Origin of the sequence: Flavobacterium sp., from assembly GCF_031409475.1 — a bacterium.
GTDB lineage: Bacteria > Bacteroidota > Bacteroidia > Flavobacteriales > Flavobacteriaceae > Flavobacterium.
This window is the reverse complement of sequence record NZ_JANNXH010000020.1, coordinates 1-15,842: the sequence shown is the minus strand read 5'-3', so window position 1 is coordinate 15,842 and position 15,842 is coordinate 1. Positions and strand designations below refer to the sequence as shown.

The following is a 15,842-nucleotide window of genomic DNA, read 5'->3' as shown; positions in this document are numbered from 1 at the left end:
AAGTGATAGATTCACTTATACACCACAAAAAAATGATGCTATCCTATTGCCCAAGTCAGGATAATTTTTTTGATTCAAAAATAGGCTTTGTTGATGAATCGCCATTTATAAAAATCAATAAGTCAGTTGCTTTCCCGACCTGGCAAATGAGTAGTTGGGTTGGGGTGATTCATACCGAAGTTTTAGTTGCTCTAGGGAGAACCGTTCCTTTTGATAAGGATTTTGACTATTTTTTATGTTCTTTTGCAAAGTTAGCCATGCCAAAAGGGTTGTTTTGTTACTCAGAGCCAAAACTTTTAATACAAAACACACAAATCGAAATACCCAAAGCGAATCCTTACACCCTTTTTCGTTTTGTAAAACAACACTATAAAACCCGCTGGGTATTTTTGCTGTTGTTGGATCTTATATTATACGAACGAAAACTATCCCTATTGCCTTTTTTAGGTGCAGTATTTTACAAAAAAAGAAGCAGCGAAAGCCTAAATTTAGACAGTATCGTGGTGCAATCATCGAAAAATGTAGTGGACAAGAAAACCATTGATGTAATTATACCAACTATTGGAAGGAAAAATTATTTATATGACACATTAAAGGATTTTTCGGCACAAACGTTGTTGCCTAACAAAATTATAATTGTAGAACAAAACCCAGTCGAAGGAAGTAGTTCTGAATTAGAATATTTGGTTAATGAAAAATGGCCTTTTGCAATTGAGCATTTTTTCATTCATCAAGCTGGAGCATGCAATGCCAGAAATCTGGCCTTAAAAAAAATATCTAGTGAATGGGTTTTCTTTGCCGATGATGATATTGAAATAGGGAAAGACTTTCTTCAAAAAGTGTTAGAGAAGAATGCCGATTTTGGTGCAAAAGCAGTGTCTATAAGTTGTTTACAAAAAGGGCAAAATAAAATATACAATTCTGTATTTCAATGGGTAGCTTTTGGTTCGGGTTGTAGTGTTGTTTTTGCAAAAAACTTGAAAGGATGTGAATTTAAAATGGGGTATGAGTTTGGTTTTGGCGAAGATGGTGATTTTGGTATGCAGTTGCGCAATCAAGGTTGCGATATTTTGTATTTACCCGAGCCTGAAATTTTGCATCTCAAAGCACCAATGGGTGGTTTTAGAACAAAACCAGTACTGCAATGGCAGAACGAAAGCATACAGCCCAAACCATCGCCAACCGTAATGTTATATCATATTTTGCATAATACAAAGGAGCAAATTTTAGGATATAAAACCATCTTGTTTTTTAAATATTACCAATATCAAAAAATAAAAAACCCATTTCGATATTTAAGTTTTTTTCAGAAGCAATGGAAAAGCAGTGTGTTTTGGGCAAACGAATTAAAAAAGCAAAATGAAATTTAGCCTCATTATCTGTACCTACATGCGTTCCAAACCGCTGCTTCAATTGTTGCAATCGGTTCAGGGGCAAACTTTATATCCTGATGAAATTCTAGTAATTGATGGCTCTAATAATGAAGAAACAGAACTTATTTTAAAAGAAAATAAATTTGATAATTTAGTTTATTTTTTAGTTCCACCAGAACAACGGGGTTTGACTAAACAAAGAAATTTTGGTATTGAAAAATTAGGAAAGGAGATAGAAATAGTTTGTTTCCTTGATGATGATACGGTTTTAGAGAAGGATTATTTTGAGCAATTACTTCAAACCTACGAAATTCATCCCGAAGCTTTGGGAGTTGGTGGTTATATCATTAGTGATATTGAGTGCAGTTATGTAGGAATGGATTATAAACCTAAAATAAATGAATACTTTTATGATGGTTGGAAACGAATGGATGGAAGCCGCTTTATCCTAAGAAAACTTCTAGGGCTTGATAGTGATTGCCCACCAGGATATTCTTCTTTATATGCACATGGTAGAAATACAGGTTTTTTACCTCCAAACGGAAAAATTTACGAAGTTGAGCAGTTTATGGGTGGTGTTTCCTCCTATAAAAAAATAGTTTTCAAAAAAATCAAATTCTCTACCTATTTTGAAGGATATGGACTATATGAAGATGCCGATTTTACATTACGGTTAGCTAAAACAGGTCAGTTATTTTTGAATACCGCTGCAAAATTAAACCATTACCATGATCCTTCAGGACGACCAAATCAATACCAATACGGTAAAATGGTAGTGCGTAATGGATGGTATGTATGGAGAATAAAAAACCCAAAACCACTTTTTGCGGCTAAATTAAAATGGCATTCTATCACAATTCTCTTGACTCTAATCAGATTTAGCAATACATTTACAACAACCAAACGAAAGCAAGCCTTTACTGAAGCAGTTGGTAGAACAGTAGGTTGGTGGAGTTTGTTGTGGAATAAACCAAAAATTTCCAATTAACAATTTTGTAAAAATGATTATATGACTGAATATTTTTGTTGCAAAGTTTGCTTTGAGAAAATTGAGCTGGTAAATAAAAAATTTAATTTGGTAGAATGTACCAAGTGTAAATTGATATTTTGTAAAACTATTTTTTCGCAACAAGAAATTATTTCGGTTTATGATACATTATATAATCAGTCAAATAGCCATTATCAAAGACATTCAAAAGTTGAATTTGATAAATTATTAGAAGGAAATAGAGTAAAAGTAGGCTATGATCGGTCGAAAATAATAAAGAAAAATGTTTTCAATAAGCGATGTAAATCTGTTTTAGAAATAGGAAGTGGTGTTGGATTAATAGGATATTATATAGGCTATCAGGATAATAAAATTAGATATACGGGTATTGAGCTTGACAAAGAAGCTTTTGAAAAATCTCAAATTTTAAAATTAAATACCATTCACGGTGACTTTGCCATAATTGGGAACCTGAACGAAAATTTTGATGTCATTATGCTTTGGGAAGTGATTGAACATTTACAAGATTTGAATTTATTTCTTGAATTGGCATTCAAAAAACTGAATGAAAACGGGAAAATCATACTCTCGACGCCTAATTATAATAAAATTCACAATTACCCTAAACGAGAGAAAGATCAAATATTTCAAGATCAACCTCCAATTCATTTGAATTTTTTCACAAAAGAGAATATCAAAAATATTTTTGAAAAGCATCAATATAGCAATTGTAAGGTTTTAGTAAAAAAATTGCCCTATTTGCAACTTAAAAGTTTAGGATTTTATATCGATTGTATAAAAGTTTTTTTTAATAAATATCAAGGTACGACTCTATATTTTGAGGCTACGAAAAAATAGGGATTCCAATTATAGATTTATGAAGACAATAATAATTGCCCATAATTACAGCCAAATTTCGTTTGCCGCAATGAGTTATCACTTGGCGAATCATTTAGCGAACATGGGAAATAGAGTATTATTTATTTCGCATCATCCTCATTTTTTAGAAAAAAAAAGCTTAAAAATAAACACAGGAGAACTTATAATTTGCTCTTGGCCAACCACAAAACGACCCACTTCCTTGCAAGATTTTTTTTGGTTTTCAATGATATATTTCAAATATAAACCTCATGTTGTGATTGGTCATTTTGTAGGAAGTAATATTGCGGTTAGTGTTTCAAAAATTTTATCTTTTGGAAAAGTAAAAACAATAGAATATTATCATACTTTGAGTACTCAAATTTTAGAAGATTTGAATAAATTAACTTTCAAGCAAAGATTTTTTTTTATAAGAAAAAAAATATTTTATAAATTCTTTTGTGATTTGATGATATGTCCTTCCGAAATGGCAAAAGACGACTTAAAATCCTTTTTTGGCATCACAAAAAGCCTCGTGATATTGAATCCAATGCTGGATAGATTTAAAAATAAAACAAACATTGCCAAAAATCCGATTGTGATATCCTATTTGGGTAGATTAGATTCTTCAAAAGGAGTAATGGAACTTGTACATGCTTTTGAAACCTATAAAAAAAAGTTTAAAGACTCTAAAATGGTTTTGAATATTGCAGGAACAGGCAGTCAGCAGCAAAAGATTATAGAAGTGGTAAATGATATTAAAGACATAAACTATCGGGGTGGATTACCTTATGATAATATTGATGCTTATTTGAATGAAAGTCATTTTGTCATAATTCCTTCAAAGTTTGATAATTTACCAACAGTGGGTTTAGAGGCAATGATGAATCAAACTCCTTTGTTGATTTCAAACGCGACAGGTTTATCGCATTATTTGACGGATGAAAAGGAATGTTTTAAATTTGAACCTAATATTGATTCAATGGTTGAATTGTTTGAAAAAGTAGAGCATAGTTTCAATCTCCAAACACAAATGGGTATTGATGCAAGGTTAACTTATTTCAATAAGTTTAGTATGAAAAACTATTGTGATAATTTTTCAAAAATAATTTGCTAGAATATAATGTTACTTTACTTTTACCACACAAAATTATAGAAACATCACTTTCAAAAACAACAACAATGAAAATTATTTATGAATAAAATGACGTTTTCTACCAAAAGATTTAATCTCGTTGTTGTAGTAATTTCTTTGCTACTGATGTTGGTAGTTTTAAATTTCCCGTTTAAGGCAAATAAATTTGGAGATATCACTTTTCACGAAGAGTCAAAGAATTTGGCGTTGTTTATTAAAAGAGAAATTTCTTTTGATAAAGTGCTAATTACTAAAGCACCTGGACCATTATTATTTTATACACCGGTCTATTTACTAGCGCCAGTTGATGCTACAGATGATCAGCTTTGGACGTATGCGGTGGTATTTACATTCCTGATTTCCACGATTAGTTTGTTGCTGATTTTTAGAATTGCAACCTCTTTTTTCTCCAAAGAAGTAGGGCTTTTGAGTGTATTGCTTTTTTTTATTTTTCCAATTCACTGCTATTATTCTTTGGGGATATTAGCCGAAATACCCGCTTTTTTTTCTTTGGCATTAGCCATTTGCGGATGGACAATTGCTTTTAAGGAACCCAATAAAAAAAGCGGTTGGATAATGCTTACGCTAGGGTTGTTGTTATTTATACTTAACAGACCCAATGCCATGTTGTTATTAGGAATAGGTTTTCTGGTGGTTTTGTTTTCTTTTTATAAGGATAAGGCGTTTTTTAAAAACTATGGTAAAAAAATGATGTTAACATTTTTAATTGTTGGATTATTAATATCTGGTTTCTTGAAGTTAGCTAAAAATATTACAGAAACCAAATCGGTTGGAAGCCAAGAATCTTATTTTTATTATGTGGCACATATCGGTAGGTTTCAATTTCGTGAAGAACCAATGGATCTACGGTTTTGGGAAAGTGACAATCGACCGGATAGCAGAGATTATCAAAATTGGATAAAAAATGGAGCCAAATTAGATTCAGTTATCACTTCGACGAATCGTTCTTATAATGACGTGTATAAGGAATTTATTATTAATGATGTACTTACAAACCCTTTTTGGTTCACAAGGCAGTTTTTTATAAAATGCCTTTATGGTCATATTAACATTATCAGTAAAGTTCAGCCTAGCCAATTTGATTTGGGACCGTTTAAGGGTGCGTTTGGTTTTTGGAGTTTACTTCTGATTATCAACAGTATCAATTTAATTGTACTTTTAGGAGTAGGACTATTTTTATTCAACGAAAAAAACTTAATTCAGTATTGGATTTTCTGGGGAATAACTATTGCTTTGCTAGTTTTTCATGGATTGACTTATATGGAACCACGTTATATTTTTCCTTCTAAAGTAGCACTATATATTATGAGTGCAGCAGGTTTATATCGTATCTATTGGATAAAAAAAATAATCAATAAAATAGCTGTTCTTTTATTTCCAATTTCCATTTCTGACAAATGAGTAATTTAATATCAAATCAATTTAGGTATGTTTTATTTTGTAACAAGAAATAGTTTTAATGGGAAACTAAATTGTTTAACAAAGATTCATGATATTATTAACAAAATAAAGATTTTACAATATATTAACAAATTAGCCTAATAAATTTAAAAAGTGTTTGATGGATATAGAGTATGAAAAAAAATACCATGAAGTGGAAACCGGTAATTGGTGGTTCGTTTCTCGTCGAAAGTATTTACTCGATTTGTTGAAAGACGCACCACGAGATAGTAAAATTATAGATATTGGGTGTTCTTCGGGTATTTTTTTGAAAGATTTAGAACGGCTTGGATTTAAAACTGAAAACCTTTTTGGAGTAGATATTAGTGAAAAAGCGATTCAAAACTGTAAAAAAAATGGGATTCAAAATGCTCACGTAATGGATGCACAAAATATTACTTTATCCGAAGAATTTGATATCATTATAGCATCAGATTGTTTAGAACATTTACAAGACGACTTAAAAGCAATTAATAACTGGAAATCATTGTTAAAAACAGGCGGAATGATGTATGTTTTTGTACCTGCTTTTCGATCGTTATGGAGTTATCATGATGAAGTTAATAGACATTTTAGAAGATATACAAAAAACGAATTGAAGACCAAACTCACCAATGCAAAACTTACCATTTTGAAAGCCAGTTATTGGAATTTTTCGTTATTCTTACCTGTTTATTTTTTCAGAAAAATGAGTGTATTTTTCCCACAAAGCAAAAAAGAAAAAGGACAAATAGTCGGCAATAAATATGCAAATGCTTTATTATTACAACTAGTTTTAGTAGAAAATAAGCTACTTCGGTATATTAATTTTCCGTTTGGTGTGAGCACGTTTTGTATTGTAAAAAAAGAATTTTAAAATTTTTAACTTCTCCTATTAATAACAATTTTATACATTATAGATGACTTTCCTTATCATAACTCATGTGCCACATATTCTCGAAGAAAAGCAATACTTCGCCTATGCACCTTATGTTCGGGAGATGAATATTTGGATCAAAAACACCGATAAAGTTATTATAGTTGCGCCGTTAATCCAAGCCAAAAAAACTGCTATTGATATTCGTTACGAGCACTCTAATATAGAATTCGTTCCCATTGAAAGTTTCGATGTTTTGGGAGTTAAAGCAGTATTCCAAACTCTTTATAAAACGCCCAAAATAAGTTGGACTATTTTTAAAGCCATGCAAAAAGCGGATCACATTCATGTGCGTTGTCCAGGGAATATTGGGTTATTGGGTTGTTTTGTTCAGATTTTATTCCCTAATAAAATAAAAACAGCTAAATATGCCAGCAATTGGGATTCTAATTCGGTACAACCTTGGAGTTACCGTTTGCAAAGATGGATTTTGAATAATACGTTCCTAACCCGAAACATGCAGGTTTTAGTTTATGGAGATTGGAATAATGCTTCTAAAAATATAAAATCTTTTTTTACAGCTACTTATCATGAAAATGAAAAACAACCCATAAACATTCGGAATACGAATCAAACACCCATAAAGTTTGTTTTTGTTGGGACTTTAACCAAAGGGAAAAACCCGTATTATGGTATAAAAATCGTAAAAGCACTCAACAAAACCGGAATTAAATCTACAATAGATTTGTATGGAGATGGAATTCTTTATGATGAAATAGCGACAGTAATACGGGAAAACAATTTGCAAGAAAGTGTTTTTCTAAAAGGCAATGCCAATAAAGAGTCCCTAATTGAGGTCTATAAAAACAGTCATTTTCTAGTATTACAATCCGGAAGTTTTGAAGGTTGGCCTAAAGTAGTGGCAGAATCCATGTTTTGGGGTTGTGTACCATTGGCAATTCCAACATCGGTGGTGCCACAAATGCTGGATAACGGAACTAGAGGTTTGTTGTTGACTGGAAACTTGGAAGTTGATATCAGTAATATTATAACTATGATAAAAGACAATATGGTTTACCAACAAATGGCTACTGCGGCATGTGATTGGTCCAGAAAATATACGTTGGATGTTTTTGAGCAAGAGATTGAGAAGCTAATGAACACTCTATAAAATGCGCATTCTACAAATCATAGATTCATTAGAAACTGGCGGTGCTGAGCGTATGGCAGTCAATTATGCCAATGCGATTTCTCATGAAATGGAGTTTTCTGGATTAGTGGTTACCCGAAAAGAAGGCACGCTACAGTATCATTTAAATAAAAATGTAGTGTATTTGTTTTTAAACAAAAAGAGCATTATTGATTTTCAAGCAATTTTTAGGTTGCGACAATTCGTAACACAAAACAAAGTAACGCATATTCATGCGCACAGCACTTCTTTTTTCTTTGCATTTTTATTAAAACTTACTTGTCCTAGAATTCAATTATTTTGGCACGATCATTATGGAGACAGTGAATTTCTATCTACAAGACCAAGTATTAGCTTGAAAATAACGCTTCTGTTTTTTAACGGAATTATTTCAGTTAATCAAAAACTTAAAACTTGGGCAGAACAGCAACTGCATTTTAAAAATGTGATCTATTTACCAAATTTTTCGGCTAAAGAAAAAGAAGTCAAAGTGCAAACTATTTTAAAAGGAAACGATGAAAAACGTATTTTGTGTTTGGCTAATTTAAGAGAACAAAAAAATCATTTTTTATTGATTGAAGTTGCCAGAATTCTTAAAGTATTGCATCCAGAATGGAGCTTTCATTTAGTAGGCAAAGATTTTGATGATGAATATTCTAATAAAATCAGGAAATTAATATTTGAGTTTCAACTCGAAAATACTATTTTTATATACGGTTCCAAACAAGATGTAGGAAACATTCTCAGCCAGTCTACTATAGCAATATTAACCTCACAATCCGAAGGGTTACCAGTAGCTTTGTTAGAATATGGAAGCCATATAAAACCTGTGGTAGTCACAGATGTAGGTGAAATACCTACACTAATTGAAAACGGTATGAATGGGTTTTTGATTCCTTCGAATGAACCCGATTTATTTTATAAAGCTCTGGTACAATTGATTGAAAACAAAAAGTTAAGGACTCGATTTGGAGAAGCACTATATAAAACGATTGAAATGAATTATTCAGAAACAACCGTGATAAAAAAATACCTAAATTGGATGCAAAATAGTAATAAATGAAAAAGGACGATTTTTTATACTTGAATTTAATTCTGCTCCACGTTGGGATAGGGTTTGTTATATTTCTGGTTCCATTTCTTGCAAAAATATACGGTTACTTTATTTTTATTTTTGGAGCCTTTTATATTATAAAAAAGCAGAATAAAAATAATGAGGCATTAATTGCGGCTGCTTATGTTGTAGGTAGCGAAGTTTTTTTAAGGATGACGGGTGGAAATCCATTATACGAAATATCAAAATATGGGGTAATTGCTTATATTTTTCTGGGAATGTATTTTAGTGGATTTTCTAAAGGTGCCACACCCTATTGGATTTTCTTATTGTTACTAATACCTAGTGTAGTGCTCACAACGTTTGTATTGAACTTTGAAACAGAAATGAGAAATACTATAGCTTTTAACATTTCAGGTCCTGTTTGTTTAGGAATAGCTTCTATTTATACATTCAGGAGGAAAATTCCATTAGATCAAATGAACAATATACTTTTGAGTATGGGTTTACCTATAATAAGTTGCATGGTCTATTTGTCTTTCTTCGCCCCTAATATTCGTGAATTAATTACAGGAACTGGATCAAATAGTCAAACATCTGGTGGTTTTGGCCCCAATCAAGTAGCTACCATTTTAGGAATGGGAATGTTTATCTTTTTTTCGAGGATTATTTTAGAATCCAGAACAAAATTTATGATCGCCATGAATTTGATTATCGCCCTGAATATTACTTATCGTGGGGTGCTTACTTTTTCTAGAGGTGGAATGATAACCGGGCTTTTGATGATTGTCTTATTGTTGTTTTTTTTGTATTCTAAATCTAATTTTAAAGGAAGGGTAAAATTGAATTACATATTTGGATTAGTATGCTTTGCACTAATGATTACTTGGGCTTATACTTCGTTTCAAACGGGTGGTTTAATCGACAAGCGTTATGCCAATCAAGATGCTCTTGGTAGAGCTAAAGCAAGTAAATTTACGGGTCGAGAAGACATTGCAAAACAAGAAATTGATATTTTTTTAAAGAACCCTATTTTTGGTGTTGGTGTTGGAAAAGGAGTTGAAGAAAGATCTATGATGACAGGGGAAGATGCTCTTGTTTCTCATGATGAAATCACGAGAATGCTTGCAGAGCATGGAACATTGGGAATTATTTGTTTATTAATATTGTTTTTCACGCCGCTCGTTTTGTATTTAGAAAACAAATTCAATATGTATTTGTTGTGTTTTGTTGTGTTTTGGTTTTTAACGATTAATCATGCAGCCATGCGAACGGCTGCACCTGCTTTTGTCTATTCTCTTGCTTTGCTGAATGTTAATTTCGGGTTTGTAAACAAGAAAAAAGAAATCTCTAATGAGGTTTTAAAATACTAATAGTGCCGTTCATCGATTTTATATTGCTTTTATAGTATGATTGTTTAGATTTGTCTGTTTAAAAGCAGTAGGAAACAATTATAATGAATAAAAACAATAAAATCCATTTTGAGGTTTCGGAACGAAAAATTCTGTTGCGAATTTTCGACGTTGTGTTTGTGTTATTGGCGCTATACTTTATTGGAAGTTACTTTCACTTGCAATACTTATATGAAACCTCTGTTCATTTTCAATATGCGTTAATAGTAGCTTTTTATATTAACATTCTGGGTACTGTTTTTGAAATGTATGATTTGCAATCTGCTAGCAATCAATTTCAAATCATAAAAAACACCCTAATCACATCGGTATTAACGGTTTTGCTTTATTTGCTAACGCCAATATTTTCGGCTGAATTGCCTTCACAACGACTCGAAATAATGCTGTTTTATTTAACACTATCTTTTGCATTATTAATTTGGAGAATATTTTATGTTCAATTTTTAGCATCCAACCGATTTGTGCAAAATGTGTTATTAGTTTGTGACAAAGAACAAATCGAGGAATTAATTTTAGGACTTGAGAATGTTGATCCTCATTATAAAATAATAGCCTATGTAAATTCAGATTCTTCAGAAAATGAAGGTTTTGAATACCATTTTGTAAAAAATATTAAATTGCAAGATTTAATTCCTTATGTCAACGAAAACAACATTTTTGAAATCGTTATTGCCTCACAAAAAACCGAAGACATTACGGTAGACTTGTATCAAAAACTCCTGTACTTATTAGAAAACGGAAATACTATTCGCGAATATACTCAAGTTTATGAAGAGAAAACACAGCGCATTCCGGTTCAATATATTACAAGAGATTTTTATAAGTTTTTCCCATTTAGTCGCAGCAACAACAATCAAATTTATTTAGGAGCAATAAAGTTTTTTGAACTTTTAATTTCAATTCTGGGATTGTCTTTTGGGATTGTATTACTGCCTTTTATCTTAATTGGCAATTTTATTGGAAATAGAGGAATGCTTTTTTACACTCAGGATAGAGTAGGTAAGAACGGAGCACTTTTTAAAATATTCAAATTTAGAACTATGGTTCAAAATGCAGAGCCAAATGGAGCCGCTTTTTCTACTTCAAATGACAGGAGAATTACTCCTTTTGGAAAATTTTTACGCAGAACAAGAATAGATGAAATACCTCAATTTGTAAATATTATTAAAGGTGATATGGCAGTCATAGGTCCAAGACCCGAACGCCCATTTTTTGTCAAAGAAATTGCCGAAATTATGCCTTTTTATGAAACCAGACACGTTATTAAACCCGGACTAACAGGATGGGCGCAAGTTAATTATTCCTATGGAGAATCGTTAGAAGATAGTCTTGTCAAACTGCAATACGATTTGTATTACATCAAACATCGAAGCGTTTTCCTAGATTTAAACATCACCATAAAAACGATCAGTACGGTTTTGTTTTATAGAGGACAGTAAATAGGAGATTTCAGATTTCAGAAAATAGCTTTAAAATTTTACTGATTTGTAAATTAGCGTTATATTCTTTTTTAAATAATTATAGAAATTGGTTTTTTGTTTTGAATAGCCAGTTTAATTAATACTACTCCATTCGTAATTATTAAAGGCAACACAATCAATAAATAGGCTTTGTTTATTAGGATTACTACATAAACTAACAAGCAGAAGAGATTAAATAGTGCTAGTTTGTAAATCCATTTTTTATTTTTAATACCATAAAAATAGAGCATTACAAGCAATACTGGGTTGAACAATAATACATTATAATTTGCGCTTAATTCTTGGTGAAATGAATAAAACCCTACACTAGCAAAGAAAACCCCTATAATTCCTATAATTGTAAGGTATATAAAATCTATTTTTATTTTGTTTATTAGTAGAATGAATCCAAGAACGAACAAATAGGTATAAATAGTATTCCACCATGATGTTTGGGTTTGTTTCTCAAAAGCGATCAAAGTTACGGTTGCTTTTGCCAACGGTTGGCTATTAAAAGTTTCCGTTTTTAGACTTTGAAGTAAATCAAACGGTAGAAATATTTTTTTACCAAGTTGATCTACTTTTTTTCCAAAAATAATACTGGTGCCTAATTGCTCGTAGAAATGACCATTGAAATAAGGGAATAAAATGCTTCTATACGTAATTGTTGTTTTATCTTTTTTCTCGATTACTTTTAAATTCAATGTCCAATTTATAATGTCAACTACCATCGTTGTACAGTTCTGATCTATAAATTTATAGGTATAAAAACGGTCGTCAGATTGTAGGGTTTTATTTAAAGCATCAAATAATTTTTGTTTATAAACACCTGAAAACAGTAGTTCTTGCTCATAAACACTTCGTTTTTCATATTGATATTGGTTTATAAAATCAGTAAACGAATGCGCTACTACAAAATATTGTAAATCTCCTTTTGTAAATTTGGCTACAAAATTTGGGGTTGCAAAATCGAAAGCTCCATAGTTGTACACAACATCTATTTGGTTTTCTATATCGGTAATTCTTATTGCGGTATGACCAAATAAGGAATAGGATTCATTGCCCAAATCACAAGTAAGTATACTAACAGTGGCGTTTTTTGACAATATTTGTTGCTGACTAAAACCATTTACAGCAGCCATTAACAGAATAATAAATAAGATTTTTTTGAATACGGAATTCATATTGTAAATATTTAAAACTTCAAATTTAATTTCTAAAAAGTCCCAAATCTACTTTTACCGAAAAGATATTCGAGTATAAAGCCGCACTTTGATTTCCTAAATCGGTTAAGGCATAATCTACTTGAATGCCTTTGTACTTGAATCCTAAACCAAGATTGGGTTGAAAACTTATTTTCTCGGTGCTGTCTAGTTGAACTAAATTTTGAAAATTCCCCACTCCAGCTCGTAAAAAAACCAAGTCGGTATAGCCAAATTCAATACCTATTGCGGGATCAATACTCACAAAATCGGTCGAAATTAAATCATTGGTTTTAGCAAATCGCATGTTCAAATTGGCTGCAGCCAAAATACTGTAATCATACCGAACGATAAATTTCTTGGACAATCCTAGTTGCGCTTTTGGAGCTGTTATTTCGGTGCTTTCCGGTAATTCTTGATTTTGTCCTGGAATCGCAGCGGCTATTTTTGCATACTCATCTTCATCAATATTCCACACATTATACGTTGTGGTAATATCACGTAACATCAATCCAAACTGCCAATCATTTTTTTCAAATTGTAATCCAATGTCAAAACCAAAACCCCATGAACTAGCAAATTTACCAATAACTCTCCGAATTACTTTGGCATTTACACCATATTGAAAACCGGGAACTTGTAATTTTCGAGCATACGAAAATGTAAAACCATAATCAGCAGTTGAGAATAGACTGATGCGGTTGTAATCAATATTTCCTTGACTATCAATTAATTCGGTGGTGTTTAAAATGTCATCTACACCAAAACGAATCATCGAAATGCCCCAAGCACTTCTGTCGTCTATAGGTTTTGAATAAGCTATATAGTCGTATTGAGCAATATTTGCAAAATAATTGGCGTGCATAACAGCAAACTGATGGTCTTCAAGATGCACCAATCCTGCAGGATTCCAATAACCCGCATTGACATCATTTGTGCTCGAAGTCACTGCGTTTGCCATGCCTAATGCGGCCGCATCAACGCCAATATTCATAAACTCATTCGAATATTTGCGTACCGCTTGACTAAATGAATTGGAAAATACTAAAAACAAAAGCAATAATTGAATCTTCTTCAAGGCTGTCTATTTTTTCAGTCCTTTTGGACTGTTTAATTTTTTATCAAAAATATAATTTTTTAATGAGCTTATTTCTTTTTTAACAACCCTTTCCCGTTTTTAAACCCTGAAAGGGTTAAATCTCTACTAAAAACGTGCTTCTCATTCACTTATTATATTAAATTTGTGAACTTTGACCATTTAATCTATAAACGATGCAAATTAAAAAACACATCCCGAATATCATTACATTACTCAACCTTTTTTGTGGTTGTATTGCTATAGTTTTTGTAGCTGAAAACGAATTTGAATATGCCTTTTTCTTTGTTTGTTTGGGAATATTTTTTGATTTTTTTGATGGTTTTTTTGCACGATTATTCAAGGTTTCAAGCCCACTTGGTTTGCAATTAGATTCACTAGCTGATATGGTTACAAGTGGAGTTGCGCCTGGGTTTGTAATGTATAAATTGATGTATGCTAATAGGATAATAGAACATTGGACCTGGTGTGATATTGCTTTTCCGTTTTTAGGTTTTATAATTACACTTGGAGCATGTTATCGTTTAGCAAATTTCAATATAGATACACGTCAAACCAACTCATTTATTGGATTACCTACACCTGCAAATGCACTATTTGTCATGAGTTTACCCTTGATAAATTTAGGTTTTTTTGATGATAATTTTTTAGGAGTTATTTTTAACCAATGGGTTTTATTGGCAATCACCTTATTAAGTGCTTACATTATGAATGCCGAAATCCCTTTGTTTTCTTTAAAAATAAAAGATTTTAGTTTCCAAAAAAATGCTTTACAAATCGTCTTTTTAACTTTGTCGGTTTTGTTGTTGGTTTTTTTCCAATACTTGGGAATTCCATTAGTGATCCTTTTTTATGTTTTGCTTTCAATAATGAACAACCAATACCTAAAAAAGTAGTTTATTGATGCGGAAGAAAATTGCAAGAAGTAAAACTAGTGTCAGACGTAAACCGCAAAAGAAGACTTCTTTTTTTGCTAAAAAATATTCCGTTTTATTCGTTTTACTTATTTTTATTTTTGGTCTTGTGTATCATTATCGAAATAGTTTAGCTTATTATTTTAGTTTCAAATCGGATAAAGTTTTAACAAATGAATCCGAAAATAAACGTATTTCGGACATTCGAAATATTCAAGTGTTAGAAAAACATCAAGATAAAGTCATAGGAATTGATGTATCGCAATATCAAGGAACAATTCAATGGAATTTGGTAGATACATTAGAACAAAAACACCTTTTGCGCTACGTTTTTATTCGAGCCACAGCTGGTAATGATAAGATCGATAGTAAATTTGCAACAAATTGGATAGGAGCTAAAAAAGCGAAACTAATTCGTGGAGCGTATCATTATTATCGTCCCAATGAAAATTCAATGGAACAAGCCAAACTTTTTATAAAAACAGTTCATTTGCAAAAAGGAGATTTGCCACCAGTTCTCGATATCGAAAAATTACCGAAGGAACAATCGATAGTCAATCTCAAAATTGGCTTAAAACGATGGTTGGCTTTAGTTGAAGCACATTATAAAGTCCGTCCTATAATTTATACTGGGGAGAACTATTATGATGATTTTTTGAAAGAAGAGTTTAAGGATTATCTTTTTTGGATTGCCAATTATAACTTTTATCGCGAAGAAATAAAGGAGGATTGGCTCTTTTGGCAATTTACCGAGAAAGCTACTGTCTCCGGAATAAAAGGCAATGTAGATGTTAATATTTATAATGGTGATGCAGAGCAGTTGGGGTTTATTACTCTGGAGTAG

At 31.7% G+C, this 15,842-nt stretch carries 14 protein-coding genes; 12 read left to right on the top strand and 2 right to left on the bottom strand.

Annotated elements, in window-relative coordinates:
• The first annotated feature begins 2 nt into the window (after nt 1-2).
• From RMO53_RS04005 to RMO53_RS03960, 10 genes are all read left to right on the top strand, one after another.
• Nucleotides 3-1,370, top strand: coding sequence for a glycosyltransferase family A protein (locus RMO53_RS04005; protein WP_310378263.1), 1,368 nt, complete (start codon nt 3-5; stop codon nt 1,368-1,370).
• Entirely contained in the window at nt 1,360-2,361 is a 1,002-nt protein-coding gene (locus RMO53_RS04000) for a glycosyltransferase (RefSeq protein WP_310378261.1), read from the top strand. The genes RMO53_RS04005 and RMO53_RS04000 overlap by 11 nt, the downstream gene beginning before the upstream one ends.
• 111 nt (nt 2,362-2,472) lie before the next feature.
• Entirely contained in the window at nt 2,473-3,219 is a 747-nt protein-coding gene (locus RMO53_RS03995) for a class I SAM-dependent methyltransferase (RefSeq protein WP_310378260.1), read from the top strand.
• A gap of 19 nt (nt 3,220-3,238) precedes the next feature.
• Nucleotides 3,239-4,336 (top strand): glycosyltransferase family 4 protein, encoded by a 1,098-nt coding sequence (locus RMO53_RS03990; RefSeq protein WP_310378258.1) that lies wholly within the window; start codon nt 3,239-3,241, stop codon nt 4,334-4,336.
• Nucleotides 4,337-4,423: 87 nt separating this feature from the next.
• Nucleotides 4,424-5,776: a phospholipid carrier-dependent glycosyltransferase gene (locus RMO53_RS03985; RefSeq protein ID WP_310378255.1), complete on the top strand. Its 1,353-nt coding sequence runs from the start codon at nt 4,424-4,426 to the stop codon at nt 5,774-5,776.
• Nucleotides 5,777-5,936: 160 nt separating this feature from the next.
• Entirely contained in the window at nt 5,937-6,671 is a 735-nt protein-coding gene (locus tag RMO53_RS03980; protein WP_310378253.1) for a class I SAM-dependent methyltransferase, read from the top strand.
• A 43-nt stretch (nt 6,672-6,714) separates the two neighbouring features.
• The gene (locus tag RMO53_RS03975; RefSeq protein WP_310378251.1) at nt 6,715-7,842 is read left to right on the top strand and encodes a glycosyltransferase; all 1,128 of its coding nucleotides are present in this window, start codon (nt 6,715-6,717) and stop codon (nt 7,840-7,842) included.
• A 1-nt stretch (nt 7,843) separates the two neighbouring features.
• Nucleotides 7,844-8,923 (top strand): glycosyltransferase family 4 protein, encoded by a 1,080-nt coding sequence (locus RMO53_RS03970; RefSeq protein WP_310378249.1) that lies wholly within the window; start codon nt 7,844-7,846, stop codon nt 8,921-8,923.
• Nucleotides 8,920-10,287 (top strand): O-antigen ligase family protein, encoded by a 1,368-nt coding sequence (locus RMO53_RS03965; protein WP_310378246.1) that lies wholly within the window; start codon nt 8,920-8,922, stop codon nt 10,285-10,287. Before RMO53_RS03970 ends, RMO53_RS03965 begins: the two co-directional genes overlap by 4 nt.
• A gap of 83 nt (nt 10,288-10,370) precedes the next feature.
• A complete protein-coding gene (locus RMO53_RS03960) occupies nt 10,371-11,765 on the top strand; it encodes an exopolysaccharide biosynthesis polyprenyl glycosylphosphotransferase (RefSeq protein ID WP_310378244.1) in 1,395 nt (464 codons plus the stop codon).
• 71 nt (nt 11,766-11,836) lie between these two features.
• Here RMO53_RS03960 and RMO53_RS03955 read toward each other — a convergent pair whose 3' ends face one another.
• Together RMO53_RS03955 and RMO53_RS03950 are read right to left on the bottom strand one after the other, a co-directional pair.
• On the bottom strand, nt 11,837-12,970 hold the full coding sequence (locus RMO53_RS03955; RefSeq protein WP_310378242.1) for a DUF4105 domain-containing protein: 1,134 nt from the start codon (nt 12,968-12,970) through the stop codon (nt 11,837-11,839).
• A gap of 25 nt (nt 12,971-12,995) precedes the next feature.
• On the bottom strand, nt 12,996-13,982 hold the full coding sequence (locus RMO53_RS03950; protein ID WP_310378324.1) for a PorV/PorQ family protein: 987 nt from the start codon (nt 13,980-13,982) through the stop codon (nt 12,996-12,998).
• A 278-nt stretch (nt 13,983-14,260) separates the two neighbouring features.
• Here RMO53_RS03950 and RMO53_RS03945 point away from each other — a divergent pair, with 278 nt between their 5' ends.
• Nucleotides 14,261-14,980: a CDP-alcohol phosphatidyltransferase family protein gene (locus RMO53_RS03945; protein WP_310378240.1), complete on the top strand. Its 720-nt coding sequence runs from the start codon at nt 14,261-14,263 to the stop codon at nt 14,978-14,980.
• Nucleotides 14,981-14,987: 7 nt separating this feature from the next.
• Nucleotides 14,988-15,842 (top strand): glycoside hydrolase family 25 protein, encoded by an 855-nt coding sequence (locus RMO53_RS03940; RefSeq protein ID WP_310378238.1) that lies wholly within the window; start codon nt 14,988-14,990, stop codon nt 15,840-15,842.

What these genes read in the sequence shown, in the direction of transcription:
- RMO53_RS04000 (WP_310378261.1), top strand. Translation starts at nt 1,360, where the DNA reads ATGAAATTTAGCCTCATTATCTGTACCTACATGCGTTCCAAACCGCTG.
- RMO53_RS03990 (WP_310378258.1), top strand. Translation starts at nt 3,239, where the DNA reads ATGAAGACAATAATAATTGCCCATAATTACAGCCAAATTTCGTTTGCC.
- RMO53_RS03985 (WP_310378255.1), top strand. Translation starts at nt 4,424, where the DNA reads ATGACGTTTTCTACCAAAAGATTTAATCTCGTTGTTGTAGTAATTTCT.
- RMO53_RS03980 (WP_310378253.1), top strand. Translation starts at nt 5,937, where the DNA reads ATGGATATAGAGTATGAAAAAAAATACCATGAAGTGGAAACCGGTAAT.
- RMO53_RS03975 (WP_310378251.1), top strand. Translation starts at nt 6,715, where the DNA reads ATGACTTTCCTTATCATAACTCATGTGCCACATATTCTCGAAGAAAAG.
- RMO53_RS03970 (WP_310378249.1), top strand. Translation starts at nt 7,844, where the DNA reads ATGCGCATTCTACAAATCATAGATTCATTAGAAACTGGCGGTGCTGAG.
- RMO53_RS03965 (WP_310378246.1), top strand. Translation starts at nt 8,920, where the DNA reads ATGAAAAAGGACGATTTTTTATACTTGAATTTAATTCTGCTCCACGTT.
- RMO53_RS03960 (WP_310378244.1), top strand. Translation starts at nt 10,371, where the DNA reads ATGAATAAAAACAATAAAATCCATTTTGAGGTTTCGGAACGAAAAATT.
- RMO53_RS03955 (WP_310378242.1), bottom strand. Translation starts at nt 12,970, where the DNA reads ATGAATTCCGTATTCAAAAAAATCTTATTTATTATTCTGTTAATGGCT.
- RMO53_RS03950 (WP_310378324.1), bottom strand. Translation starts at nt 13,982, where the DNA reads ATGAATATTGGCGTTGATGCGGCCGCATTAGGCATGGCAAACGCAGTG.
- RMO53_RS03945 (WP_310378240.1), top strand. Translation starts at nt 14,261, where the DNA reads ATGCAAATTAAAAAACACATCCCGAATATCATTACATTACTCAACCTT.
- RMO53_RS03940 (WP_310378238.1), top strand. Translation starts at nt 14,988, where the DNA reads ATGCGGAAGAAAATTGCAAGAAGTAAAACTAGTGTCAGACGTAAACCG.